This window comes from Erwinia artemisiae (genome assembly GCF_051400835.1).
Classification (GTDB): Bacteria; Pseudomonadota; Gammaproteobacteria; order Enterobacterales; family Enterobacteriaceae; genus Erwinia; species Erwinia aeris.
Genome location: NZ_JBLFFM010000006.1, coordinates 179,764 through 201,258, shown reverse-complemented (window position 1 = coordinate 201,258; position 21,495 = coordinate 179,764). Strand labels below are relative to the sequence as shown.

22 protein-coding genes are annotated in these 21,495 nt (G+C 56.7%); 10 read left to right on the top strand and 12 right to left on the bottom strand.

Annotated features, from left to right (window positions below):
* The 4 genes from ftsQ to lpxC all read left to right on the top strand — a co-directional run bounded on the left by ftsQ (position 1) and on the right by lpxC (position 4,342).
* Positions 1 to 840, top strand: coding sequence for a cell division protein FtsQ (gene ftsQ / locus ACMGEE_RS15010; protein ID WP_253455276.1), 840 nt, complete (start codon positions 1 to 3; stop codon positions 838 to 840).
* A complete protein-coding gene (ftsA, locus tag ACMGEE_RS15005; protein WP_125288999.1) occupies positions 837 to 2,093 on the top strand; it encodes a cell division protein FtsA in 1,257 nt (418 codons plus the stop codon). Before ftsQ ends, ftsA begins: the two co-directional genes overlap by 4 nt.
* A gap of 72 nt (positions 2,094 to 2,165) precedes the next feature.
* On the top strand, positions 2,166 to 3,323 hold the full coding sequence (gene ftsZ, locus ACMGEE_RS15000) for a cell division protein FtsZ (protein WP_125289000.1): 1,158 nt from the start codon (positions 2,166 to 2,168) through the stop codon (positions 3,321 to 3,323).
* Between the two features lie 101 nt (positions 3,324 to 3,424).
* Positions 3,425 to 4,342 carry a UDP-3-O-acyl-N-acetylglucosamine deacetylase gene (gene lpxC, locus ACMGEE_RS14995; RefSeq protein ID WP_125289001.1) on the top strand — a complete coding sequence of 306 codons (918 nt, stop codon included), beginning with the start codon at positions 3,425 to 3,427 and terminating at the stop codon, positions 4,340 to 4,342.
* A gap of 3 nt (positions 4,343 to 4,345) precedes the next feature.
* Here the strand turns inward: lpxC and ACMGEE_RS14990 are convergent, their stop codons facing one another.
* Positions 4,346 to 4,858, bottom strand: a complete 513-nt coding sequence (locus tag ACMGEE_RS14990) for a DUF721 domain-containing protein (RefSeq protein ID WP_125289002.1) — start codon at positions 4,856 to 4,858, stop codon at positions 4,346 to 4,348.
* Between the two features lie 21 nt (positions 4,859 to 4,879).
* Here ACMGEE_RS14990 and secM point away from each other — a divergent pair, with 21 nt between their 5' ends.
* Together secM and secA are read left to right on the top strand one after the other, a co-directional pair.
* Positions 4,880 to 5,359, top strand: a complete 480-nt coding sequence (secM, locus tag ACMGEE_RS14985; RefSeq protein WP_253455275.1) for a secA translation cis-regulator SecM — start codon at positions 4,880 to 4,882, stop codon at positions 5,357 to 5,359.
* Between the two features lie 70 nt (positions 5,360 to 5,429).
* Entirely contained in the window at positions 5,430 to 8,135 is a 2,706-nt protein-coding gene (gene secA, locus ACMGEE_RS14980) for a preprotein translocase subunit SecA (protein ID WP_253455274.1), read from the top strand.
* Between the two features lie 50 nt (positions 8,136 to 8,185).
* On the opposite strand, the gene ACMGEE_RS14975 is transcribed toward secA, so the two are convergent.
* Together ACMGEE_RS14975 and ACMGEE_RS14970 are read right to left on the bottom strand one after the other, a co-directional pair.
* The gene (locus ACMGEE_RS14975) at positions 8,186 to 8,335 is read right to left on the bottom strand and encodes a hypothetical protein (protein WP_436830287.1); all 150 of its coding nucleotides are present in this window, start codon (positions 8,333 to 8,335) and stop codon (positions 8,186 to 8,188) included.
* Positions 8,336 to 8,443: 108 nt separating this feature from the next.
* Positions 8,444 to 8,989 carry a prepilin peptidase gene (locus ACMGEE_RS14970; protein ID WP_253455272.1) on the bottom strand — a complete coding sequence of 182 codons (546 nt, stop codon included), beginning with the start codon at positions 8,987 to 8,989 and terminating at the stop codon, positions 8,444 to 8,446.
* A gap of 238 nt (positions 8,990 to 9,227) precedes the next feature.
* Between ACMGEE_RS14970 and mutT the strand changes: the two genes are divergently transcribed.
* Positions 9,228 to 9,623 carry an 8-oxo-dGTP diphosphatase MutT gene (gene mutT, locus ACMGEE_RS14965; RefSeq protein ID WP_301251449.1) on the top strand — a complete coding sequence of 132 codons (396 nt, stop codon included), beginning with the start codon at positions 9,228 to 9,230 and terminating at the stop codon, positions 9,621 to 9,623.
* A 312-nt stretch (positions 9,624 to 9,935) separates the two neighbouring features.
* Here mutT and yacG read toward each other — a convergent pair whose 3' ends face one another.
* From yacG to coaE, 3 genes are read right to left on the bottom strand one after another with little or no spacing between them, the layout of a single operon-like run.
* Positions 9,936 to 10,139, bottom strand: coding sequence for a DNA gyrase inhibitor YacG (gene yacG / locus ACMGEE_RS14960; protein ID WP_253455270.1), 204 nt, complete (start codon positions 10,137 to 10,139; stop codon positions 9,936 to 9,938).
* A gap of 11 nt (positions 10,140 to 10,150) precedes the next feature.
* Positions 10,151 to 10,894, bottom strand: coding sequence for a cell division protein ZapD (gene zapD, locus ACMGEE_RS14955; protein WP_436830286.1), 744 nt, complete (start codon positions 10,892 to 10,894; stop codon positions 10,151 to 10,153).
* A gap of 3 nt (positions 10,895 to 10,897) precedes the next feature.
* The gene (coaE, locus tag ACMGEE_RS14950; RefSeq protein WP_301251446.1) at positions 10,898 to 11,509 is read right to left on the bottom strand and encodes a dephospho-CoA kinase; all 612 of its coding nucleotides are present in this window, start codon (positions 11,507 to 11,509) and stop codon (positions 10,898 to 10,900) included.
* A gap of 235 nt (positions 11,510 to 11,744) precedes the next feature.
* On the opposite strand from coaE, the gene ACMGEE_RS14945 reads away from it, so the two are divergent.
* Complete coding sequence (locus ACMGEE_RS14945) at positions 11,745 to 12,785, top strand: GMP reductase (protein ID WP_253455268.1); 1,041 nt, start codon at positions 11,745 to 11,747, stop codon at positions 12,783 to 12,785.
* Between the two features lie 207 nt (positions 12,786 to 12,992).
* Here ACMGEE_RS14945 and hofC read toward each other — a convergent pair whose 3' ends face one another.
* The 4 genes from hofC to nadC all read right to left on the bottom strand — a co-directional run bounded on the left by hofC (position 12,993) and on the right by nadC (position 17,135).
* On the bottom strand, positions 12,993 to 14,192 hold the full coding sequence (gene hofC, locus ACMGEE_RS14940; protein ID WP_436830315.1) for a protein transport protein HofC: 1,200 nt from the start codon (positions 14,190 to 14,192) through the stop codon (positions 12,993 to 12,995).
* Positions 14,185 to 15,576 carry a type II secretion system protein GspE gene (gspE, locus tag ACMGEE_RS14935; RefSeq protein ID WP_301251444.1) on the bottom strand — a complete coding sequence of 464 codons (1,392 nt, stop codon included), beginning with the start codon at positions 15,574 to 15,576 and terminating at the stop codon, positions 14,185 to 14,187. Before gspE ends, hofC begins: the two co-directional genes overlap by 8 nt.
* Positions 15,573 to 16,022 carry a prepilin peptidase-dependent pilin gene (gene ppdD / locus ACMGEE_RS14930; protein WP_253455266.1) on the bottom strand — a complete coding sequence of 150 codons (450 nt, stop codon included), beginning with the start codon at positions 16,020 to 16,022 and terminating at the stop codon, positions 15,573 to 15,575. Before ppdD ends, gspE begins: the two co-directional genes overlap by 4 nt.
* 207 nt (positions 16,023 to 16,229) lie before the next feature.
* Complete coding sequence (nadC, locus tag ACMGEE_RS14925) at positions 16,230 to 17,135, bottom strand: carboxylating nicotinate-nucleotide diphosphorylase (protein ID WP_436830285.1); 906 nt, start codon at positions 17,133 to 17,135, stop codon at positions 16,230 to 16,232.
* A 215-nt stretch (positions 17,136 to 17,350) separates the two neighbouring features.
* On the opposite strand from nadC, the gene ampD reads away from it, so the two are divergent.
* Positions 17,351 to 17,917 carry a 1,6-anhydro-N-acetylmuramyl-L-alanine amidase AmpD gene (ampD, locus tag ACMGEE_RS14920; protein ID WP_253455264.1) on the top strand — a complete coding sequence of 189 codons (567 nt, stop codon included), beginning with the start codon at positions 17,351 to 17,353 and terminating at the stop codon, positions 17,915 to 17,917.
* Between the two features lie 5 nt (positions 17,918 to 17,922).
* On the top strand, positions 17,923 to 18,777 hold the full coding sequence (ampE, locus tag ACMGEE_RS14915; protein ID WP_253455263.1) for a beta-lactamase regulator AmpE: 855 nt from the start codon (positions 17,923 to 17,925) through the stop codon (positions 18,775 to 18,777).
* A 246-nt stretch (positions 18,778 to 19,023) separates the two neighbouring features.
* On the opposite strand, the gene ACMGEE_RS14910 is transcribed toward ampE, so the two are convergent.
* Positions 19,024 to 19,974, bottom strand: coding sequence for a glycoside hydrolase family 43 protein (locus ACMGEE_RS14910; RefSeq protein WP_301730706.1), 951 nt, complete (start codon positions 19,972 to 19,974; stop codon positions 19,024 to 19,026).
* A complete protein-coding gene (locus ACMGEE_RS14905) occupies positions 19,971 to 21,383 on the bottom strand; it encodes a glycoside-pentoside-hexuronide (GPH):cation symporter (protein WP_253455261.1) in 1,413 nt (470 codons plus the stop codon). The genes ACMGEE_RS14910 and ACMGEE_RS14905 overlap by 4 nt, the downstream gene beginning before the upstream one ends.
* Positions 21,384 to 21,495 lie beyond the last annotated feature (112 nt).

Genomic DNA, 21,495 nt, shown 5'->3' with positions numbered 1-21,495 from the left:
ATGTCCCAGGCTGCTCTGAATGTTCGCAATCGCGAGGCGCAGGAAAAAGCGCGCACCGGCCGCAGCAACGGCTCGCGGCTGGCCGGCATTCTTTTCCTGTTGATAGTGCTTGGCGTGATGTCGGCAGGCGGTTACGTAGTGGTACGCTGGATGAACGACGCGTCCCGGCTGCCGCTGTCGAGGCTGGTGGTGACGGGGCAAATGCACTACACCACCAACGACGATATTCGTCAGGCTATCCTGTCGCTGGGCGAGCCTGGCACTTTTATGTCGCAGGACGTGGATGTTATCCAGCAGCAGATCGAACGGCTGCCCTGGATCCAACAGGTCAGCGTGCGTAAGCAGTGGCCGGACGAATTAAAGATTCATCTGGTTGAATATGTGCCCGTTGCCCGCTGGAATGACCTGCATCTGGTTGATGCAACGGGAAAATCGTTCAGCGTGCCGGCTAATCACCTCGGCAAAGAGAAGATGGTGATGCTTTACGGGCCGGAAGGCAGCGAATCCGAAGTGCTGGCAGGCTACCATCAGATGGACGCTATGCTGGCCGCCGGAAAATTTAAGCTGAAGGCGGCGTCAATGACGGCGCGGCGTTCATGGCAGCTGGTGCTGGATGACGATACGCGTCTGGAACTGGGACGCAACGAGGATATGAAGCGGCTGAAACGCTTCATTCAGCTCTGGCCGACGCTCCAGCAGCAGGCGCAAGCGGAAAATAAGCGGATCGGTTATGTGGACCTGCGATACGACTCTGGCGCGGCAGTAGGCTGGGCACCGCCACTTATTCAGACCACTGACGGTAATAAGCAACAGAATCAGGCACAGGTTAAACAACAATGATCAAGGCGACGGACAGAAAACTGGTAGTTGGACTGGAAATCGGCACCGCGAAGGTCGCCGCTTTGGTAGGGGAAGTTTTGCCCGATGGTATGGTCAATATCATCGGGGTGGGTAGCTGTCCTTCTCGCGGCATGGATAAAGGCGGCGTCAACGACCTGGAGTCGGTCGTCAAGTGCGTACAGCGTGCAATTGACCAGGCCGAACTGATGGCGGACTGCCAGATTTCGTCGGTTTATCTGGCGCTGTCCGGAAAACACATCAGCTGTCAGAACGAAATAGGGATGGTTCCTATTTCAGAAGAGGAAGTGACCCAGGAAGATGTGGAAAACGTGGTGCACACCGCGAAATCCGTGCGTGTTCGTGACGAACACCGGATTTTGCACGTTATTCCGCAAGAATATGCGATCGATTATCAGGAAGGGATCAAAAATCCGGTAGGCTTATCGGGCGTGCGTATGCAGGCGAAAGTCCATTTGATCACCTGCCATAACGATATGGCGAAAAACATCGTTAAAGCGGTTGAACGATGCGGCCTGAAAGTTGACCAACTGATTTTCGCCGGTCTGGCCTCCAGTTTCGCCGTGCTGACCGAAGATGAACGCGAGCTGGGCGTTTGCGTTGTGGACGTCGGCGGCGGCACAATGGATATCGCGGTCTATACTGGCGGGGCGCTGCGCCACACCAAGGTTATCCCGTATGCGGGCAATGTGGTCACCAGCGACATCGCCTATGCGTTCGGCACGCCGCCGACCGATGCGGAAGCCATTAAAGTGCGTCACGGCTGCGCGCTCGGCTCCATCGTCGGCAAAGACGAAAACGTCGAGGTGCCGAGCGTGGGCGGACGGCCGCCGCGCAGCCTGCAGCGCCAGACGCTGGCAGAGGTCATTGAGCCGCGCTATACCGAGCTGCTGAACCTGGTCAACGACGAGATTTTACAGCTGCAGGAGCAGCTGCGTCAGCAGGGCGTCAAGCATCACCTGGCCGCAGGCATCGTCCTGACCGGCGGCGCAGCGCAGATTGAAGGCCTGGCGGCCTGCGCGCAGCGCGTGTTTCATACGCAGGTACGCATCGGCCAGCCGCTGAATATCACCGGCTTAACAGATTATGCGCAGGAGCCTTACTATTCGACGGCTGTCGGGCTTCTGCACTACGGAAAAGAGTCTCATCTTAACGGTGAGGCGGATGTGGAAAAAAGAGCGTCAGTGGGCAACTGGTTCAAGCGAATCAACAGCTGGCTGAAAAAAGAGTTTTAATTTAGAGAAAAGGAGATCATGCTAGGCTTATTTTATGATCTCCAGGCGACAGGCACATAACGGAGAGAAATTATGTTTGAACCTATGGAATTAACCAATGACGCGGTGATTAAAGTCATCGGCGTCGGCGGCGGCGGCGGTAACGCCGTAGAGCATATGGTGCGTGAGCGCATCGAAGGCGTAGAATTCTTTGCCGTTAACACCGACGCTCAGGCGTTGCGCAAAACGGCAGTAGGCCAGACCATCCAAATCGGTAACGGGATTACCAAGGGTCTGGGTGCCGGGGCAAACCCGGAAGTAGGACGCAATTCAGCGGAAGAAGATCGTGAAGCATTACGTCAGGCGCTGGAAGGCGCGGACATGGTGTTTATCGCCGCAGGTATGGGCGGCGGCACCGGTACCGGCGCGGCGCCGGTCGTGGCCGAAGTAGCCAAAGATTTAGGTATCCTGACCGTGGCCGTCGTGACCAAGCCTTTCAATTTTGAAGGCAAGAAGCGTATGGCTTTCGCGGAGCAGGGTATTGCCGAGCTCTCCAAGCATGTCGATTCTCTGATTACTATTCCAAACGACAAGCTGCTGAAAGTGCTGGGTCGCGGTATTTCTCTGCTGGACGCGTTCGGCGCGGCTAACGACGTGCTAAAAGGCGCAGTGCAGGGCATTGCCGAACTGATTACCCGTCCGGGCCTGATGAACGTCGACTTTGCCGACGTGCGCACCGTGATGTCCGAAATGGGCTATGCGATGATGGGCTCCGGCGTGGCGTGCGGCGAAGACCGTGCGGAAGAAGCGGCCGAAATGGCGATCTCCAGCCCGCTGCTGGAAGATATCGACCTTTCCGGCGCGCGCGGCGTACTGGTCAACATCACGGCTGGTTTCGACCTGCGTCTGGACGAATTTGAAACCGTGGGTAACACTATCCGCGCCTTCGCTTCCGACAACGCGACCGTGGTTATCGGTACCTCGCTGGATCCGGAAATGAACGACGAGCTGCGTGTGACCGTGGTCGCAACCGGCATCGGCATGGACAAACGTCCGGAAATCACGCTGGTGACCAACAAGCAGGCACAGACTCAGCCTGTTATGGATCATCGTTATCAGCAGCACGGTATGGCGCCGCTGCCTCAGGAACAAAAGCCTGCGGCGAAGGTGGTCAACGAGCCCGGCACGCAAACCAACAAAGAGCCTGACTATCTGGATATTCCGGCCTTCCTGCGTAAGCAGGCGGACTAAGAATTCCCTGAAGGTTGGGGTTCTCCGCTCTTTGTGTTAAAGTGTTCGCCCGTCAGTGATTTATACTGGCGGTCGGATGAGTAATTTTGCGAGATAATGCGATGATCAAACAACGGACATTAAAACGTATTGTTCAGGCGACTGGCGTCGGTTTGCATACCGGCAAGAAAGTCACTCTGACGCTACGCCCTGCGCCGGCTAACACCGGGGTCATCTATCGTCGCACTGACTTGAATCCACCGGTTGATTTCCCGGCTGATGCCAAATCCGTGCGTGATACCATGCTCTGTACCTGTCTGGTCAACGAGCATGACGTGCGTATTTCCACGGTCGAGCACCTGAATGCGGCCCTTGCCGGTCTCGGCATTGATAATATCGTGGTGGAAGTTAACGCGCCTGAAATCCCTATTATGGATGGCAGCGCGGCGCCCTTTATTTATCTGCTGATGGACGCGGGTATTCAGGAGCTGAACTGCGCGAAAAAATTTGTGCGCATCAAACAGCCTGTCCGGGTTGAAGACGGCGACAAATGGGCCGAACTGGTCCCGCACAACGGCTTTAAGCTCGATTTCACCATCGACTTTAAGCACCCGGCTATCGACGCCAGCTCACAGCGCTACAGCATGGATTTTTCCGCTGAAGCCTTTGCGCGTCAAATCAGCCGTGCCCGTACGTTCGGCTTTATGCGCGACATCGAGGCGTTACAGTCTCGCGGTCTTTGCCTGGGCGGCAGCTTCGACTGCGCCATCGTGGTGGACGACTATCGCGTGCTGAACGAAGACGGCCTGCGTTTTGAGGACGAGTTCGTGCGTCACAAAATGCTGGATGCGATCGGCGACCTGTTTATGTGCGGACACAACATCATTGGCGCGTTTACCGCGTTCAAAGGTGGTCACGCGCTGAACAACAAGCTGCTGCAGGCCGTGCTGGCGAAGCAGGAAGCCTGGGAATGGGCAACGTTTGAAGACGAAGCCGAGCTGCCGGTGACCTTCCGTGCGCCAAACCTGGTGCTGGCTTAAGCACTATTTATGACGACTGGTTGAGCGGGTACTCTCTCCGGCCAGCAAGGCCAGTCGTTCTAATGTTTTCTTTAGTTTTTCCGGGCTACGGCTCGCGACTCCCCGTAAAATTTCCGCACTCTCTTCGCTAAGCTGACGCCCCAGATTATTCTCTTTTGCTGGCCGAACGCTGTTTTCCTGCGCGTTTTCCTGAGCTTTTGCCGCCATCGTTGGATTTATCCTGATGTCGATTGACGTCAATGATGGTAATATTTGCGCTCGTAAAGCTGACAGCAGGCTGGATTGTTCATAGCGTAAGCGCATCATCCAGCTGGCATTAGCGGTTTCAAGCACCAGAACGCCCTGGCGGAAATTCGCCACGCGGCACCAGGGATGCAGCTGAGCCGGGATAATACCCTGCAACGCACGGTTCAGCTTATTCAGCGCAATAGCGCGTTGCTGAATGGATTGCAGCATACTCTGGCCTTCGGCAGCTTCGAAAAAACTTTCAATTGATTGCGGGCGACTATCGCGCATAGCAGGCTCCGGCGGAAAACAGTGGGTATTCTTAATTGTTGGCGACAATTTGGCAGACGTTACTTCTGGCCGCATCTCCTGTTGGGGATGGTCGCGGCGAGCTTTGGTCTGCCTCACGCCTCAGGTGATACCTTACCAGAAACGGCTTCCAGAAGCCTGAATATCAATAATAGCGTGCGCTTCGACAGCCTTGCGTTGTTAAACGCGCGTCGCGCCAGCTTTAATGTGGATTACTGGCATCAACACGCCATCCGCACCGTTATTCGCCATCTCTCTTTTACGCTGACGCCCGCTGCCGTTATTGAGCAGGCCACGCCGCTTGAGGTGCATCGGCTGGCGCTGCTGGACACGCTGAATGCGCTACTCACGCATGAAGCCAGACCGCCCGCGATTGTTCGCCAGACCACGCCGCAGCAAACAACCGACGCGCCTCGCTATCAGACCGGCCTGTGGCTGGCCAGCGTGCAGGGCATTCGCGCCGGGCCTGTCTCTCTCGCATAAATCGACTATAGTTCCCCCATTAAAAGTTTAGTGATGCGCTGTAGAAGCAGTGGCTGAGAGAATATTGTTTATGTTAATCAAATTATTAACCAAGGTTTTTGGTAGCAGTAACGACCGTACGCTGCGCCGTATGCGCAAAGTGGTTGAGCAGATCAACAAGATGGAACCGGACTTTGAGAAGCTGTCCGATGATGAGCTGAAGGCGAAGACCGCCGAGTTCCGCGCGCGTCTGGAAAAAGGCGAAGTGCTGGAAAACCTGATCCCGGAAGCCTTTGCGACCGTACGTGAGGCCAGCAAGCGCGTCTTTAACATGCGTCACTTTGACGTGCAGCTGCTGGGCGGCATGGTACTGAACGATCGCTGCATCGCGGAAATGCGTACCGGTGAAGGTAAAACCCTGACCGCTACGCTGCCTGCTTACCTGAACGCCCTTAGCGGCAAAGGCGTGCACGTCGTCACGGTCAACGACTATCTGGCGCAGCGTGATGCGGAAAACAACCGCGCGCTGTTCGAGTTCCTGGGACTGAGCATCGGCATCAACCTGCCGGGAATGCCTGCTCCGGCCAAACGTGAAGCCTACGCTGCCGATATTACCTACGGCACCAACAACGAATATGGCTTTGACTATCTGCGCGATAACATGGCGTTCAGCCCTGAGGATCGCGTGCAGCGCAAGCTCAACTATGCGCTGGTGGATGAGGTCGACTCCATCCTGATCGATGAAGCGCGTACGCCGCTGATTATCTCCGGCCCGGCGGAAGACAGCTCCGAACTCTATATCAAAGTTAACAAAATCATCCCTCACCTGATCCGTCAGGACAAAGAAGACTCCGACACCTTCCAGGGCGAAGGCGACTTCTCCGTGGATGAAAAAGGGCGTCAGGTGCATCTGACCGAGCGTGGCCTGATGAAGGTGGAAGAGCTGCTGGTCAGCGAAGGCATCATGGAAGAGGGCGAGTCGCTTTATTCGCCGGGCAACATCATGATGATGCACCACGTCACGGCGGCGCTGCGCGCCCATGCGCTCTTTACCCGCGACGTGGACTATATCGTGAAAGACGGCGAAGTGATTATCGTCGATGAACATACTGGTCGTACCATGCAGGGCCGTCGCTGGTCGGATGGTCTGCATCAGGCGGTAGAAGCGAAAGAAGGCGTGGAGATCCAGAACGAAAACCAGACGCTGGCTTCTATTACCTTCCAGAACTATTTCCGCCTTTACGACAAGCTGGCCGGTATGACCGGTACGGCAGATACCGAGGCTTTTGAGTTCAGCTCTATCTACAAGCTGGAAACGATTGTCGTGCCGACCAACCGCCCAATGGTGCGTAAAGATCTGCCGGATCTGGTCTATATGACCGAGAAAGAGAAGATCGACGCGATCATTGAAGATATCCGCGAGCGTACCGCTAACGGCCAGCCGGTGCTGGTGGGAACGATCTCTATTGAGAAATCGGAAGTGGTGTCAGCCGAGCTGACTCGCGCCGGGATCAAACACGAGGTGCTGAACGCCAAGTTCCACGCCCGTGAAGCGGATATCGTGGCGCAGGCTGGTCAGCCGGGCGCGGTTACCATCGCAACCAACATGGCGGGTCGCGGTACGGATATCGTGCTGGGCGGCAGCTGGCAGGCGGAAATCGCCGCGCTGACCGATCCAACCCCTGAGCAGATCGAAGCGATCAAGAGCGCCTGGAAAGTGCGTCACGATGCGGTACTGGCTTCCGGCGGTCTGCATATCATCGGCACCGAGCGTCATGAATCACGCCGTATCGATAACCAGCTGCGCGGCCGCTCCGGTCGTCAGGGCGATAACGGCTCCTCACGCTTCTATCTGTCGATGGAAGATGCGCTGATGCGTATTTTCGCCTCCGATCGCGTCTCTAATATGATGCGTAAACTGGGCATGAAGCCGGGCGAAGCGATTGAGCATCCGTGGGTGACCAAAGCTATTGCCAATGCACAGCGCAAAGTGGAAAGCCGTAACTTTGATATTCGTAAGCAGCTGCTGGAATATGATGACGTGGCTAACGATCAGCGTCGCGCTATCTACACCCAGCGTAACGAGCTGCTGGACGTTTCCGACGTATCGGAAACTATCACCAGCATCCGTGAAGACGTGTTTAAAACCACGATCGATACCTACATTCCACCGCAGTCGCTGGAAGAGATGTGGGATGTGCCAGGCCTGCAGGAACGTCTGAAAAACGATTTCGACCTGGAGCTGCCAATTGCAGAGTGGCTGGACAAAGAGCCTGACCTGCATGAAGAGACGCTGCGCGAACGTATTATGACGCAGGCCAAAGAGCAGTATCAGCGTAAAGAAGAAGTGGTCGGCATTGAGATGATGCGCAACTTTGAAAAAGGCGTGATGCTGCAAACGCTGGATTCGCTGTGGAAAGAGCATCTGGCTGCAATGGACTATCTGCGTCAGGGCATCCATCTGCGTGGCTATGCGCAGAAGGATCCTAAGCAGGAGTACAAGCGCGAGTCTTTCGCCATGTTCGCCGCAATGCTGGAGTCGCTGAAGTATGAGGTGATCAGCACGCTGAGCAAGGTGCAGGTGCGGATGCCGGAAGAAGTCGAAGCGATGGAAGAGCAGCGTCGTGAAGAAGCCGAGCGTCTGGCGCAGCAGCAGCAGCTGAGCCATGTGGATACCGAAACGGAAGCAGCGATGGCGCTGGCTGAGCAGACCGGCGAGCGCAAAGTCGGACGTAACGATCCTTGCCCTTGCGGCTCAGGAAAAAAATATAAGCAGTGTCACGGCCGCCTGGCCTGACGGGTATTGCTGACCACGCTTTAAAAAACCGGGGAATTCCCCGGTTTTTTTTATGGCGGAGAGACAGGGCAAACCAGTACGCTCTTGCACAGCCCCAGCCCCAGCCCCAGCCACAGCCACAGCCACAGCCACAGCCACAGCCCCAGCCACAGCCACAGCCACAGCCACAGCCACAGCCACAGCCACAGCCACAGCCACATAATTTTTACTAAAGCCAGCTCACCTTGCGTCAGTTATAGTCTTTGCCAAAGCGAGGCCGTGTTATGCCAGTTATAGTCTTTGCCACGTCAGGGCCGGCCTCCTGGCCGTTATCCATAGAGCCAGAGAAATATCGTCCAGCCTGCAAAGGCCAGCGCAGGCCCAAAAGGGAAAGGCGCATTAAGCGGATGCCTGAACATCAGCCACGCGGCAAACAGTGCGGCTGAGGTGATAAGCGTCGCCAGCAGCACGATCCAGGGCAGCCGCTCCAGGCCCGTCCAGGCGCCCAGCGCCGCCAGTAATTTGGCATCGCCCAGCCCCAGCCCCTCTTTGTTTCTCAGCAGCCAATAGCCGCGCGAGAGCAGCCAAAGCGTGCTGTAACCCGCCGCTGCGCCATAAACGGCCTGCTCCGGCGTCAGACCCGGCAGCAATCCGATCGTGCTGGCAAGCAGTCCAAGCCAGAGCAGCGGCAGCGTCAGCATATCCGGCAGCAGAAACAGGCGATAATCCACGACTGCCAGTGCTAATAACGTCCAGCTTAGCAGCAGCGCCGGCAGCCACAGCCTCAGAGGCAGCTGCGCTATGACGATTGTTGTCACTGCCAGTAGCGCTGGCAGCATGAGCATGTTTACCTGAAGGCTAAAGATGCGGCGCATATTTCTCTCCTCTTATCCGTGAGTCGGCAGACGTCGCCGTGCCTGTCTGCTTTGCTTAAGACGGGCTTCCCTGAAACGAAATTCTACGCTTTGTTTTTACTGCCGTACCGGCCTTCGGCCATTTTCATGCTGTTACATAGCTGATTTTCGTAACGGCTCGCAGTTTACAATCGGGCTTGCGATTGTGCCGCAACGCTGGAATAGTGGCGGCGTACTTCAGGCAATCCAGAGAACAGTTATGAAGCATTTGCAGGTGGCAGTAGGCATCATTCGTGACGGGCAGAAAAGAATATTTCTAACCCAGCGCTCCGCTAAATCCCATATGGCTAACCGATGGGAATTTCCCGGCGGGAAAATCGAAGCAGGCGAAACGCCGGAACAGGCGCTGAAGCGCGAGCTACAGGAAGAAACGGGCATCACTCCGCTGAGCGCATCGGCCTGCGGTATGGCCAGCCATACGGACAGCGAGCTACAGGTCACGCTGCATTTCTTTCTGGTAGAGGCCTGGCAGGGCGAACCGTGGGGACGTGAAGGGCAGCCGCAACGTTGGGTCGCGCAGCAGGCGCTGGTGGCGGAAGAATTTCCTCCCGCCAATGCAGAACTGATCGCTCGCCTGCAGGCCGGACTGATTTAGACGCGATCGTTGCCCGTAGGCTTGGGTGGATTCAGGCGATATCGCTCGCAGGCCGTGCTGATTCAGACGATATCGTTGCCTGCAGACACAGGCTAATTTGAGCGATATTTCTCGTGTGCAGGCCGTGCTGATTCAGGCAATATCGTTGCCTGCAGACACAGGCTAATTTGAGCGATATTTCTCATCTGCAGGCCGGGGCTGATACAGGCGATATTGTTCGTCTTCAGAGCGGGTCAACGTAGACGATATTGCCTCGCTGCTGGCTGAAAAGGGCCATATTCAGCCAGCGGTCATCTTCCTGGTAGTAGGCTTTCAGTAGCGATCTTTCGGTTCTTCGCTCCATTCATCGCTGTCGGAAAGATCGCCCTCGCTGGGAATACGTTTCTCTTCGTTAGCCCATTCGCCCAAATCGATCAGTTGGCAGCGCTTGCTGCAGAAGGGCCGCCAGGGGCTCAGCTCATCCCAGATAACCTCTTTATCACAGGTTGGACAGTTTACGGTGATGACTTCATTCATTGATCGTTACCTCAGCAGCAGGCAAGTTGAAAATCGAGGCGCGCCGGCACCTCGCCGTGCTCGCTGTCGAGCGGCAGAAAGCGGATAGCATAGCGGCTTTTATGGCCGGAAACCTGCGGATAAAGCGAGTCCTCCAGCATCAGCCGCAGGCGCAGCAGATCGGCGCCTTCCGCATTGTCCTGATAAAATCCGTTCAGGCTGGTCTGATGGCGAAAAGCGCCCGACTGGCGAATTAAGTCCAAAATCAGCGTCAGCGCGTCGCGGATAGGCGCAAGCGAGTTCATCCACAGCGCAACCTGACTGTCCCGTTTCTCCTGTTCTATATGCAGCCAGATATGCAGCGTAGGCAGGTCGAAACTGCAGCAGCCGCCGGGAATACTTAAGCGCTGACGCACCAGTCCGATCAACCGATCTTCCCGCATCATCTGTCCCATACGCGGAGCGGCCATCAGCGCAGTCGAACGCGTTTTCAGACTGTCGTGCAGCTTATGCACCAGATCCATATCCACACCCGGCACTTCCGCCCAGGAGCGCAGCTTCTGCTGCTGCTTATCCAGCTCTTTGACAATTTCGGTACGCAGTTCGCCGCGTTCAAATACATCCAGCAGCTCGGCCGCATTGCGGAAAAAAGTTAGCGCGCTGACTGAATCGACGATGGTGCGGCTGCTATCCAGCTGATTCATTAAAAATTCAATGCGCAGCCAGGTCCGCATTTTTTCATTTAATGGGTACTCAAATAAAACCGTTGTGCTCATGCTTTAATCCTGATCTGTTGCTCCGGCAAGCTGGCGATAGCGCTGGTCCAGCCGGGCAACTTTGGCGGCCACATCATCAGGTGTGCCGCCGTTATCGATAATGTCGTCGGCTACGGCAAGTCGCGCTTCACGCGTGGCCTGCGCAGCCAAAATATGTTCAGCCTGTTCACGGCTGATGTGGTCTCTGCTCATGGTACGCGCCAGCTGCGTTTCGCGATCGACATCCACAACCAGCACCCGATCGGCCAGCTGTTGCAGATTGTTTTCAACCAGCAAAGGAACGACCCACAGGCACCAGACGGAGCGGGTTAACGCCAGCTGGCGACGGGTCTCACTATGGATCAGCGGATGCAGAAGGGCGTTCAGCCAGGCTTTTTCCTGCGCGGAACTAAAAATCCGCTGACGCAGCGCGGCGCGATCTAACGAGCCGTCCGGGCGAATGACCGCCGCACCGAACCGCTCTTGTATCGCTTTCAGCGCGGGTTGACCGGGCTCCACGACCTGCCGGGCAATAATATCGGCGTCAACGATATCCACGCCTCTGGCCGCGAAGGCGTTAGCGATAGTGGTTTTCCCGCTGCCGATACCGCCGGTCAGCGCAACAGTATAGCTCATAGTCCCGATTCTCACGGCTCCGATGTGGCCGCATCCGCTCAGGCCAGCATTGACGCGGCCGCTAAAAGTGGGGTGCAGATCACATAAGAGAATCACAGATAAATTTATGGGATTGTAGCCTAAATAAACCTGTTTTCGCAGTCTTGTCCGTGCGTTTTTAGCGCGTATGATAAGGCTACTGGAGCTGGCAGCAGCACCCAATCATCAGATTGCGCCATCAACCAGGAAGTGATTTATGCGTATTGAAGAAGATATTAAGCTAGGTTTTAAAGATGTCCTGATCCGCCCCAAGCGTTCCACCTTGAAGAGTCGTTCACAGGTTGACCTGAACCGTCAGTTCACCTTCAAACACTCCGGCGTCGCCTGGTCAGGCGTGCCGATCATTGCCGCCAATATGGATACCGTCGGCACCTTCAGCATGGCGGAAGCGCTGGCCTCATTCCAGGTCCTTACCGCCGTTCACAAACATTATAGCGTGGCACAATGGCAGGCCTTTATCGATCGCGTACCTGAAAGCGTACTGCAATACGTGATGGTTTCTACCGGCACTTCCGATGCCGATTTCGTTAAAATGCAGCAGATCCTCGCGCTGTCGCCCGCGTTAAATTTCATTTGTATTGACGTTGCTAACGGCTACTCCGAACACTTTGTCGAGTTTTTACAGCGCGCTCGCGAGGCCTGCCCGGATAAAACTATCTGTGCGGGTAACGTAGTGACGGGCGAAATGGTGGAGGAGCTTATTCTTTCCGGTGCCGATATCGTAAAGGTGGGCATCGGCCCCGGATCCGTCTGTACTACAAGGGTGAAAACTGGCGTAGGCTATCCGCAGCTTTCCGCCGTAATTGAATGTGCGGATGCGGCGCATGGGCTGGGCGGTCAAATTGTCAGCGACGGCGGCTGTTCGGTACCGGGCGACGTGGCGAAAGCCTTCGGCGGCGGCGCCGATTTTGTGATGCTCGGCGGGATGCTGGCCGCGCATGATGAATGCGAAGGCACGCTGGTGGAAGAGGACGGCGAGCAGTTTATGCTGTTTTACGGCATGAGTTCTGAATCTGCGATGAACCGGCACGTTGGCGGCGTGGCGGGCTATCGGGCGGCAGAAGGCAAAACCGTTAAGCTTCCCGTTCGCGGCCCGGTAGACAACACGGCGCGAGACATTCTTGGCGGCCTGCGCTCTGCCTGTACCTACGTTGGCGCTGAGCGGCTGAAAGAGCTGACCAAGCGCACGACCTTTATCCGCGTGGCGGAGCAGGAAAACCGGGTGTTCAACCGTTAAAGTCGGCAACCGGCCTGCCGCTTGCGCTGAGCGGCAGGTTTTTACGCTGTCGCTTTCACACCCTGCCTGGCAGAACGGCATCACTTTGCCTGCCTTAAAGCGTCGCCTGTCCCAAAATGTTACCTGCTTCAAAACATTGCCTGCCTTAAAGCGTTGTCTGTCTTAATACGTCCTCTGTGTGAATATATCGCCTGGTCAAAACGGTCACTATCCCAAAGCATCGCCCAGGTTAAAGATGGGCAAGTACATCGCGACTACCAGCGTGCCGACCAGCACGCCGGTAACGATCATCATTAACGGTTCCAGCGCGGCGGCCAGATTATCCGCCAGCTCATGCGTGCTGGCCTCATGCCATTCCCCTAGCCGCAGCAGCAGGCTGTCCAGCGCGCCAGCCTCTTCGCCCACCTTAATCAGCTGGTAACACAGCGGCGTGAAAAGCTCGTGCTGTGCCAGCGCCTGGTACAGCGGGTTACCGGCGGCGATATGCTGCTGCAGGGCGACTATCGCCTCCCGCCACAGCAGATGATCGAGCGTTTTCTCTACCGCCTGCAGCCCCTGCAACAGCGTCAGACCAGCCTGCTGCGTCAGCGTCAGGGTCAGAAAGATACGGCTGAGCTGGCCGCCGCGATAAAGCCTGCCGATAAGCGGCAGCTGTAACAGACATCGCTGCTCGTTACGCTGCCAGACGGGCAGGCGACGGCTCTGCCAGCGCCAGTAAGCGAGGCTGCCGAAGGCCAGCGGCAAAATAAGCATGCCATAACGCTGCAGCCCCTCGGACAGCGCGATTATGGCCGCGGTAAAAGCCGGTAGCGGCGCTTTAAAGGAACGATAGATAGCTACAAACTCCGGCAAAACGAAAACCAGCATCCCGATGCTGACCAGCAGCGCGACGGCGACCACAAACAACGGGTAGCGCAGCGCTTTCATTACTTTCTTTTGCAGCTGTTGTTCTCTTTCCTGCTGACCGGCCAGCCGCAGACAGCATTCGTCCATTCTGCCGGTCAGTTCGCCAACCGCGATCAGGGCAGGGTAGAGCGGTGGGAAAACTACAGGCCAGTCGGCCAGCGCCTGTGAAAAGGGTATGCCTTCCGACACGCTTTGCTCTATCTGCGTGAGTAAAGCCTGCCAGCCGGGATCGGCATGGCCTTCAGCCGTCAGCCGCAGGCTGGCAGAAAGCGTCATGCCTGCCTGCAAAAGCGTAGCCAGCTCGCGGAAAAAGGTAATCTTGTGCTGCCATTTCCAGTCGCCGGCGTGATAGCGGCGTCCTTTGCTAACCTTTAGCGGCAGCAGGTCGAGCGCCATGAGCCGTTCCGTTGCTTCCTGGCGGCCACGGCAAAAACAGGCTCCCTGATGAAAAGCGCCTTCTTTGTCCATGGCCTGCCATTCCACTAACAGCGGATCAGTCATCGTCATTACCGACAATTCGATTCAGCTCTGCCAGCGTGGTTTCGCCTTTATTCACGCTATGTAGTCCTTCTACAAACAGCGAGTTTATATTTTGCTGCCGGGTAATTTTCAGCAGCGCCTCCTGAGCGCTGTCGGTCGCGATAGCATTTTGCAGCCGCGCATTAACGGGAAGCAGCTCGAACAGCGCCAGCCTGCCATAAAAGCCGGAATAGCAGCGTTCGCAGCCGACGGCGCGCCAGTTTTGCACCGTACCCGGCCAGAGATCCTGAGGGAAATGGGCCAGCGCTTCGGCGGGTTCGCGACAGTGCGGGCAGAGACGGCGTACCAGACGCTGGGCGATAACCAGCTTTAGCGCGGAGGCAAGCTGGTAGCCGGGAATGCCGATTTGCCTTAGCCGGGTCAGCGTTTCCGCCGTGGAGTTGGTATGCAAAGTCGACAGAACCAGATGGCCGGTCTGCGCCGCCTTGATGGCGATTTCCGCCGTTTCCGCATCGCGGATTTCGCCAATCATAATTACGTCGGGATCCTGACGCAGCAGAGCGCGTAGCACGCGGTTGAAATCAAGTCCGGTTTTAGGATGTACCTGGGTTTGATTAACGCCCGGCAGCGGGATTTCCACGGGATCTTCCACGCTGCACAGGTTGCGGCCCGGCGTGTTAAGCGAGCTCAGCCCGCTGTAAAGGGTAAAGGTTTTCCCGCTGCCGGTAGGGCCGGTAACCAGAATCAGCCCCTGCGGCCTCGCCAGCGCCTCGCGAAAGCAGCGCAGCGCCGCTGGCGACATGCCGAGATTCTCCAGCGACACGGACTGGGTGTCAGTTTGCAGCAGTCGGATAACCGCTTTTTCACCGCAGCGCGTGGGCAGCGTCGAGAGGCGAAAGGAAGCGGGTTTTCCCAACAGTGCCAGCGTGAACTGGCCATCCTGCGGGATCCGGCGTTCGGCGATATCCAGGTTAGCGACTATTTTCAGCCTTGCCAGCAGCGCCGCGGCGTTGTCGGCTGGCGAAGTCGGCACGTTTTGCAGCACGCCATCCACCCGAAAACGGATGCGTAACGCGTCGGCCTGAGGTTCGATGTGGATATCGGACGCGCGCTGCTGTATCGCCAGCGCCAACAGATTGTCGATACGCTGGATGGTGGTTTCGCTATGTGCCGCCGCAGGTTCCGATGCGGCCGGACGATCCTGTCGATACTGTTCCAGTCGCGCCGGTGGCCAGTACTCAATCTCAATCGCGCCCTGAGCGGTAAAACGCAGCGCCGCCATCATATCGGCCGAGGGCGGCGTCGCCATCGCGATGTGCAGCCGCTGCGGCGTAAGCGAAAGCACCACGGCGTGATGACGTTGACAAAGGGCCTCGACGGCCTGCAGAGAGGAAGACGCTGTCATTCCGCCACCTCGCTGTCATCGTCAAAGCGGAAGATATTTTCACAGGCTTCTTTCAGCCCCGTTTGCTGGGTAGCGCAGGTGCGCTGCCAGCCGATTTGGCCTTCGGCACCGTCCCACTGCGGTTTCATCGTTACCGTCAGGCCGTTCAGGCTTTCCTGGCCCGTCAGCGTCAGCGCGCCGCCCTGCACGGCCACAGTGGCAACATAGCGCGACCCTTTCCCGGACGGCACGCCGTTGCTGCCTGCGCTACAGCTTTCCGCGCCGCCGTGCTCGATGGCACACAGTTCCACGGCGGTTTTAAAAGGCATCGCCGTTTGCAGCATATCGGTCAGCGCGGCTTTTTGCAGATAGTTCTGGTAAGCCGGCAGGCCGATAGCGCTGAGAATGGCGATGATAGCGATAACTATCATTAGTTCGACCAGGGTAAATCCCTGCTGATTTTTCATGATGTTGACTTCCATGTGTTTAAGGAGTCAGCAACGTACCGCTGAAAAAAAAGCACAAACCAGCGGCAAAAAAACGTTTCCGAAGAAGGGCAGCAGGAATTCTTTCGCTATTACATCAGCAGACAAAAAGGCGGGAAGACGGCTCGCAAAATTCAGTGATGGGAGCGAAAACGCCATCCGGAGACGGCGTTAAAATGACAGGTAAAATTAATGGGCGGCAGCGGGGCGAAAGCGCATGGAGAGATCCAACGCCCGCACGTGCTTGGTTAGCGCGCCGACCGAGATGTAATCCACGCCCGTTTCGGCGAAAGTCCGTAGCGTCTCGTCGGTGACGTTGCCGGAAACCTCCAGCAGCGCGCGGCCGTTGGTCAGGCGCACCGCTTCCCGCATCTGCTCAACGCTGAAGTTATCCAGCATGATGATATCCGCCCCGGCCTCGATCGCCTGACTAAGCTCGTCCAGCGATTCAACCTCAACTTCCACCGGCACGTCCGGATGCAGCCAAAACGCCTTTTCCACGGCCTGGCGTACTGAACCGGTGGCGATAATATGGTTTTCCTTGATCAGGAAAGCGTCGGAAAGGCCCAGTCGGTGGTTAGCGCCGCCGCCGCACAGCACGGCATACTTCAGCGCGGTGCGCAGTCCCGGCAGCGTTTTTCTCGTATCCAGCAGCTGCGTTTTGGTGCCTTCAAGCATAGCCACATAGCGGCTGACCTCGGTCGCCACGCCGGATAACGTCTGGACAAAATTCAGCGCGGTGCGTTCCGCTGTCAGTATCAGCGAGGAAGGGCCGGTTACTTCAAACAGCGGCTGGTTGGCGACGATCGCGTCACCATCCTCCACGTGCCAAATCATCTGCGTCTTATTACCAAGCTGGATAAAAACTTCTTCGACCCAGCGTTTCCCGCAGAAAATACCCGGTTCACGGGTAATCACTACGGCATGAGAGCGGGCATCTTCTGGTAACAGGCTGGCGGTAATATCCCGGCTGACGTCGATCTCGCCGCCCAGGTCTTCTCGCAGCGCCAGGGCGACGGCAGGAGGAATATCATCCTTAATACGTTCCAACAGCGCGGCACGGCGGCTGTCCGCATCGTAGCGACGGGTTGTCATGGTCAAACTCCAAAAGGGCGGATTGAAGAGAGAACCATGCTAGCTTTTTTACCTGCGGCTGGCGAGTCGGTTACTGCGCCAGGGCAGCCGATTTTTTGCCGCCTGACAGGGCAAAAAGCGACGAAACTTCCCCGAGCTGTTTCTGCGGCGGCGGGGCTTCCCGCGTCAGGGATTCATGTTACTCTGATGTTATCTATAGAAAAGGAGAGCAGGCCATGCAGTTGCAGTCAGGCTGGCTGACCGGCGTGAAGCGGGTGCCGTCGCCGCATTTTAATCAGCGCCCGCAAAACGAAACGCCCACGCTTCTGGTTATTCATAATATCAGCCTGCCGCCGGGCGAGTTCGGCGGCCCGTGGATCGATGCGCTATTTACCGGCCAGCTGGATGCCGGGGCCCATCCTTACTTTGCGGATATCGCGCATCTGCGGGTTTCCGCGCATTGCCTGATCCGTCGCGATGGTGAAATCATCCAGTACGTGCCTTTTGATTTACGCGCCTGGCATGCGGGCGTTTCCTGCTATCAGGGACGGGAGGCCTGCAATGATTTTTCTGTTGGCATTGAGCTGGAAGGCACCGATGTGCTGCCCTATACCGATGCGCAATACCAGGCTTTGCAGGCGGTGACCCGTTTACTGGCAAAGCACTATCCGCAAATAGTCGAAAATATTACCGGGCATAGTGATATCGCGCCGGAAAGAAAAACCGATCCCGGACCGGCGTTTGACTGGGAAAGATTTCGGAGCGGGCTGGAGCACGATCCCTCCGCTGTACAGCAGGAGTAACAGGCATGACGCTTTTTAGTTTGTTATTGGTTCTGGGTTGGGAACGCTTGTTTAAAATGGGCGAGCACTGGCAGTTGGATCACCATCTGGCCCGGTTGTTCCGTCGTCAGCGGCGCTTTTCGCTGCTGCGCACGCTGGCGATGACGCTGGCGGCGATGGCGGTGGTCGCACTCTGTTTACTGGCGCTGAAGGGCCTTTTTTTCGGCGTTTTACAGCTGCTGTTCTGGATTGCCGTTGGGCTGTTGTGCATCGGTGCGGGGTCGGTAAGGCTGCATTATCATGCCTATCTGAAAGCGGCCAGCCATAACGATACGGACGCGCACAGCGCCATGGCAGAAGAGCTGACGCTGATCCACGGCCTGCCGATGGAGTGTAACGAGCGCGAATATCTCTGCGAACTGCAAAATGCGCTGCTGTGGATTAACTACCGCTTTTATCTGGCACCGCTGTTCTGGTTTGTCGTGGGCGGCCCATGGGGACCGGTTCTGCTGGTGGGATATGCTTTTCTGCGCGCGTGGCAGAGCTGGCTGGCGCGTCGTTATACGCCACTGGAACGGTCGCAATCCGGCGTGGATGCTATTCTGCACTGCGTTGACTGGATCCCGGTAAGACTGGCGGGAGTTGCCTATGCCTTATTGGGACATGGCGAACGCGCGCTGCCGGCCTGGTTTGCTTCATTGGGCGACCGGCATACCTCGCAATATCAAGTGCTGACCCGACTGGCGCAGTTTTCGCTGGCGCGCGATCTGCATACGGACAAGGTGCAAACGCCGCGAATTGCCGTTGCGCTGGCCAAGAAAGTGTCGCTGGTGATCGTGGTAGTGGTGGCGCTGCTGACTATTTACGGCGCGCTGGTATAGCAGGAATAATCCGGCCCGCAGGCCGGATTATTGGCTGTCAGGTTATTGCTCAGGCAGCCGCGCTGTCGTTGGTGCCAAACCCTCCCTCGATAAAATTACCCACGCTGCTGCCAATCCAGCTACCGATCCGTTTTCCAATATAGCCGGTTGCTTTGGATACCAAAGTGGAAATAACCGGGATAGTCGTCAGGTTGCCGACCGCAGCGCCAATAAACTCGCCTGCCCGGCATCAAATTAACGGCTTTGTTAATCCACGGCCGCCGGCGGTTCGCCAAAGACCGGCATGCCGTCGCTATCCCAGGTAAAGGTTTTAATGCAGGTGTGCCGGTTGGGATCGTAAAGCGGATCGCCTTCGATTTCCGTGTAGTCTCTCGCATGATAAACCAGTACGTCCTCACCCTGTTCCGTTACCGTAAAGCTGTTATGCCCCGGCCCGAACTGGCGGTTTTCCCAACTGGTTTTAAAGACCGGCTGAGGGGATTTTTGCCAGTTTTCCGCTTTCATCGGATCGGCAGCAACGTCGATCCACAGCAGGCCCATACAGTAGTTTTCATCCGTCGCGCTGGCCGAATAGCTGACGAACAGGCGGTTGCCGTGACGAATAACCGCAGGCCCTTCGTTGACGCTGAAGCCCACGCATTCCCAGTCGAACTCAGGCCGACTCAGCATCACCGGCGCGCTTTTCAGCGACCAGGGCGTTTCCAGTTCGGCCAGATAGAGATTGGAGTTGCCGGGGATCGCCGGATCTTTTTGCGCCCACAGATACCAGTTTCTGTCCTGATGCACGAAGTGGGTCGCGTCCAGCGCAAAACTGTCGATGGGCGTCACGACCTGACCGCATTCATGCCAGGCGCCGGTAAGCGGATCGTCGTCATGACAGGCGATAGCGAACATGCGGTGCTGGAACAGCCCATCTTTGATTTCTCTGGACGGCGCGGCGGCAAAATAGATGACCCAGACGTTATCAATAAGATGCAGTTCAGGCGCCCAAATCAGCTCGCTCATTTCGCCGCTGGCGTGTTTTTTCCAGACCACGACGGCTTCGGCTGCCGCCAGATCGGCTAAGGTCGCGGCGCGGCGCAGCTCAAGCCGATCGTATTCAGGTACGGAGGCGATAAAATAGTAATGCTGCCGATGGCGCAGAATAAAGGGATCGGCGCGCTGTGCAATAAGGGGGACGGGCCAGTGACTGCTCATGCTCCTGTTCCTTCTGGTTTAACCGGCGCTTTGCCGTGATGATAATCGTTAAGTTCGCGGAAATTATGGCGACGCTGTTCCAAATCCAGCTGGATTTTTTGCATCGTTGGTCGGTCAACCTTCAGCAGCCTGACCACGCCAGCGGTAATCAGATAACCGACGCCCGGAATAATGGTAAACAGCAGCGTGATGCCGTTGACGGCCAGCGGCGACTGGGCTTTCGCGCCCGCGTCGTAGCCGTAAAAAGAGAGCAGGAAGCCAACCATCGCGCCTGCTACGGCCAGGCCAACCTTGAGGAAAAACAGATTGCCTGAAAAGCTGATGCCGGTAATGCGCTTGCCGGTTTTCCACTCGCCGTAATCGTCCACGTCCGCCATCAGCGACCAGTGCAGCGGCGAAGGGATCTGATGCAGAATATTCAGCAGGAAGTACATCACCACAATCAGTACCGTAGCGTGCGGATCCAGGAAATAGAAGCCGCAGGAGAACAGCGCCAGCACGATATTGGTCCAGAAGAAGACTTTCAGTTTGCACCAGCGATCGGTCAACACTTTGGCCAACGTGCTGCCCAACATCATGCCTATTACGCCCAGGCTGATAAACAGCGTGGCGAAATGGGTCGTTTGCCCCATGACCCAGGTGACGTAGTACATGGTGGCCGCCATGCGGATAAAGCCGGGACAGACGTTACAAAAGGTCAGCAGCAGGATGCGCACCCACTGGTCGTTTTTCCACACGTCCCGTAAATCGGATTTCAGATCGCTGTTGCTCGGTACGGCAGGATGAATGCGTTCACGCACCGTGGCGAAGCAAAAAAGGAACATGCAGAGGCCGATAAAGGCCAGCACGCTCATCGCCATCTGGTAGCCGCGCGCTTTGTCGTCGCCGCCAAACCATTCCGCCATCGGCAGCAGGGAGAGCGACAGGATCAGCGTGGCGATGCCGACCATTACAAAGCGGTAAGACTGGCAGGAGACGCGTTCGCCGGGATCGTTGGTAATCACGCCGCCAAGCGAGCAGTAAGGAATATTGATAGCGGTATAGGTTAACGACATCAGAAAGTAGGTGGCAAACGCGTAGATAACCTTATTGTCATAGCTCCAGTCCGGCGTGGTAAACATCAGCACGCTGAACAGCACATAGGGCAGGGAAATCCATAGCAGCCAGGGGCGAAAACGTCCCCAGCGGCTCTGCGTTCTGTCGGCCAGCGCGCCCATAATGGGGTCGGTAATCGCATCCAGCACGCGCACGGAAAGCAGCAGGACGCCGACCAGCGCGGGCGCAAGGCCAAAGACATCCGTATAAAAATAGTTAAGGAAAAGCATGATCGCGCCGCCGATCATATTGCAGCCCGCGTCTCCCATGCCATAGCCAATCTTCTCTTTTACCGAAAGCGCCGCGCTCTTCATGGATAATCTCTCCCACAGGATGAAGCAGAGATTATCACTGGCTTAATAGCGTCTTGCGCTGGCGCAAAAGGTTGCAGAGATGGACAAAACGGCTGTAACCGGAAAAGTGTGA

Bases quoted from the DNA above. Each gene is read 5' to 3' on its own strand.
- ftsQ (WP_253455276.1), top strand. From the start codon at position 1: ATGTCCCAGGCTGCTCTGAATGTTCGCAATCGCGAGGCGCAGGAAAAA.
- ftsA (WP_125288999.1), top strand. From the start codon at position 837: ATGATCAAGGCGACGGACAGAAAACTGGTAGTTGGACTGGAAATCGGC.
- ftsZ (WP_125289000.1), top strand. From the start codon at position 2,166: ATGTTTGAACCTATGGAATTAACCAATGACGCGGTGATTAAAGTCATC.
- lpxC (WP_125289001.1), top strand. From the start codon at position 3,425: ATGATCAAACAACGGACATTAAAACGTATTGTTCAGGCGACTGGCGTC.
- ACMGEE_RS14990 (WP_125289002.1), bottom strand. From the start codon at position 4,858: ATGCGCGATAGTCGCCCGCAATCAATTGAAAGTTTTTTCGAAGCTGCC.
- secA (WP_253455274.1), top strand. From the start codon at position 5,430: ATGTTAATCAAATTATTAACCAAGGTTTTTGGTAGCAGTAACGACCGT.
- ACMGEE_RS14975 (WP_436830287.1), bottom strand. From the start codon at position 8,335: ATGTGGCTGTGGCTGTGGCTGTGGCTGTGGCTGTGGCTGTGGCTGTGG.
- ACMGEE_RS14970 (WP_253455272.1), bottom strand. From the start codon at position 8,989: ATGCGCCGCATCTTTAGCCTTCAGGTAAACATGCTCATGCTGCCAGCG.
- mutT (WP_301251449.1), top strand. From the start codon at position 9,228: ATGAAGCATTTGCAGGTGGCAGTAGGCATCATTCGTGACGGGCAGAAA.
- yacG (WP_253455270.1), bottom strand. From the start codon at position 10,139: ATGAATGAAGTCATCACCGTAAACTGTCCAACCTGTGATAAAGAGGTT.
- zapD (WP_436830286.1), bottom strand. From the start codon at position 10,894: ATGAGCACAACGGTTTTATTTGAGTACCCATTAAATGAAAAAATGCGG.
- coaE (WP_301251446.1), bottom strand. From the start codon at position 11,509: ATGAGCTATACTGTTGCGCTGACCGGCGGTATCGGCAGCGGGAAAACC.
- ACMGEE_RS14945 (WP_253455268.1), top strand. From the start codon at position 11,745: ATGCGTATTGAAGAAGATATTAAGCTAGGTTTTAAAGATGTCCTGATC.
- hofC (WP_436830315.1), bottom strand. From the start codon at position 14,192: ATGACTGATCCGCTGTTAGTGGAATGGCAGGCCATGGACAAAGAAGGC.
- gspE (WP_301251444.1), bottom strand. From the start codon at position 15,576: ATGACAGCGTCTTCCTCTCTGCAGGCCGTCGAGGCCCTTTGTCAACGT.
- ppdD (WP_253455266.1), bottom strand. From the start codon at position 16,022: ATGAAAAATCAGCAGGGATTTACCCTGGTCGAACTAATGATAGTTATC.
- nadC (WP_436830285.1), bottom strand. From the start codon at position 17,135: ATGACAACCCGTCGCTACGATGCGGACAGCCGCCGTGCCGCGCTGTTG.
- ampD (WP_253455264.1), top strand. From the start codon at position 17,351: ATGCAGTTGCAGTCAGGCTGGCTGACCGGCGTGAAGCGGGTGCCGTCG.
- ampE (WP_253455263.1), top strand. From the start codon at position 17,923: ATGACGCTTTTTAGTTTGTTATTGGTTCTGGGTTGGGAACGCTTGTTT.
- ACMGEE_RS14910 (WP_301730706.1), bottom strand. From the start codon at position 19,974: ATGAGCAGTCACTGGCCCGTCCCCCTTATTGCACAGCGCGCCGATCCC.
- ACMGEE_RS14905 (WP_253455261.1), bottom strand. From the start codon at position 21,383: ATGAAGAGCGCGGCGCTTTCGGTAAAAGAGAAGATTGGCTATGGCATG.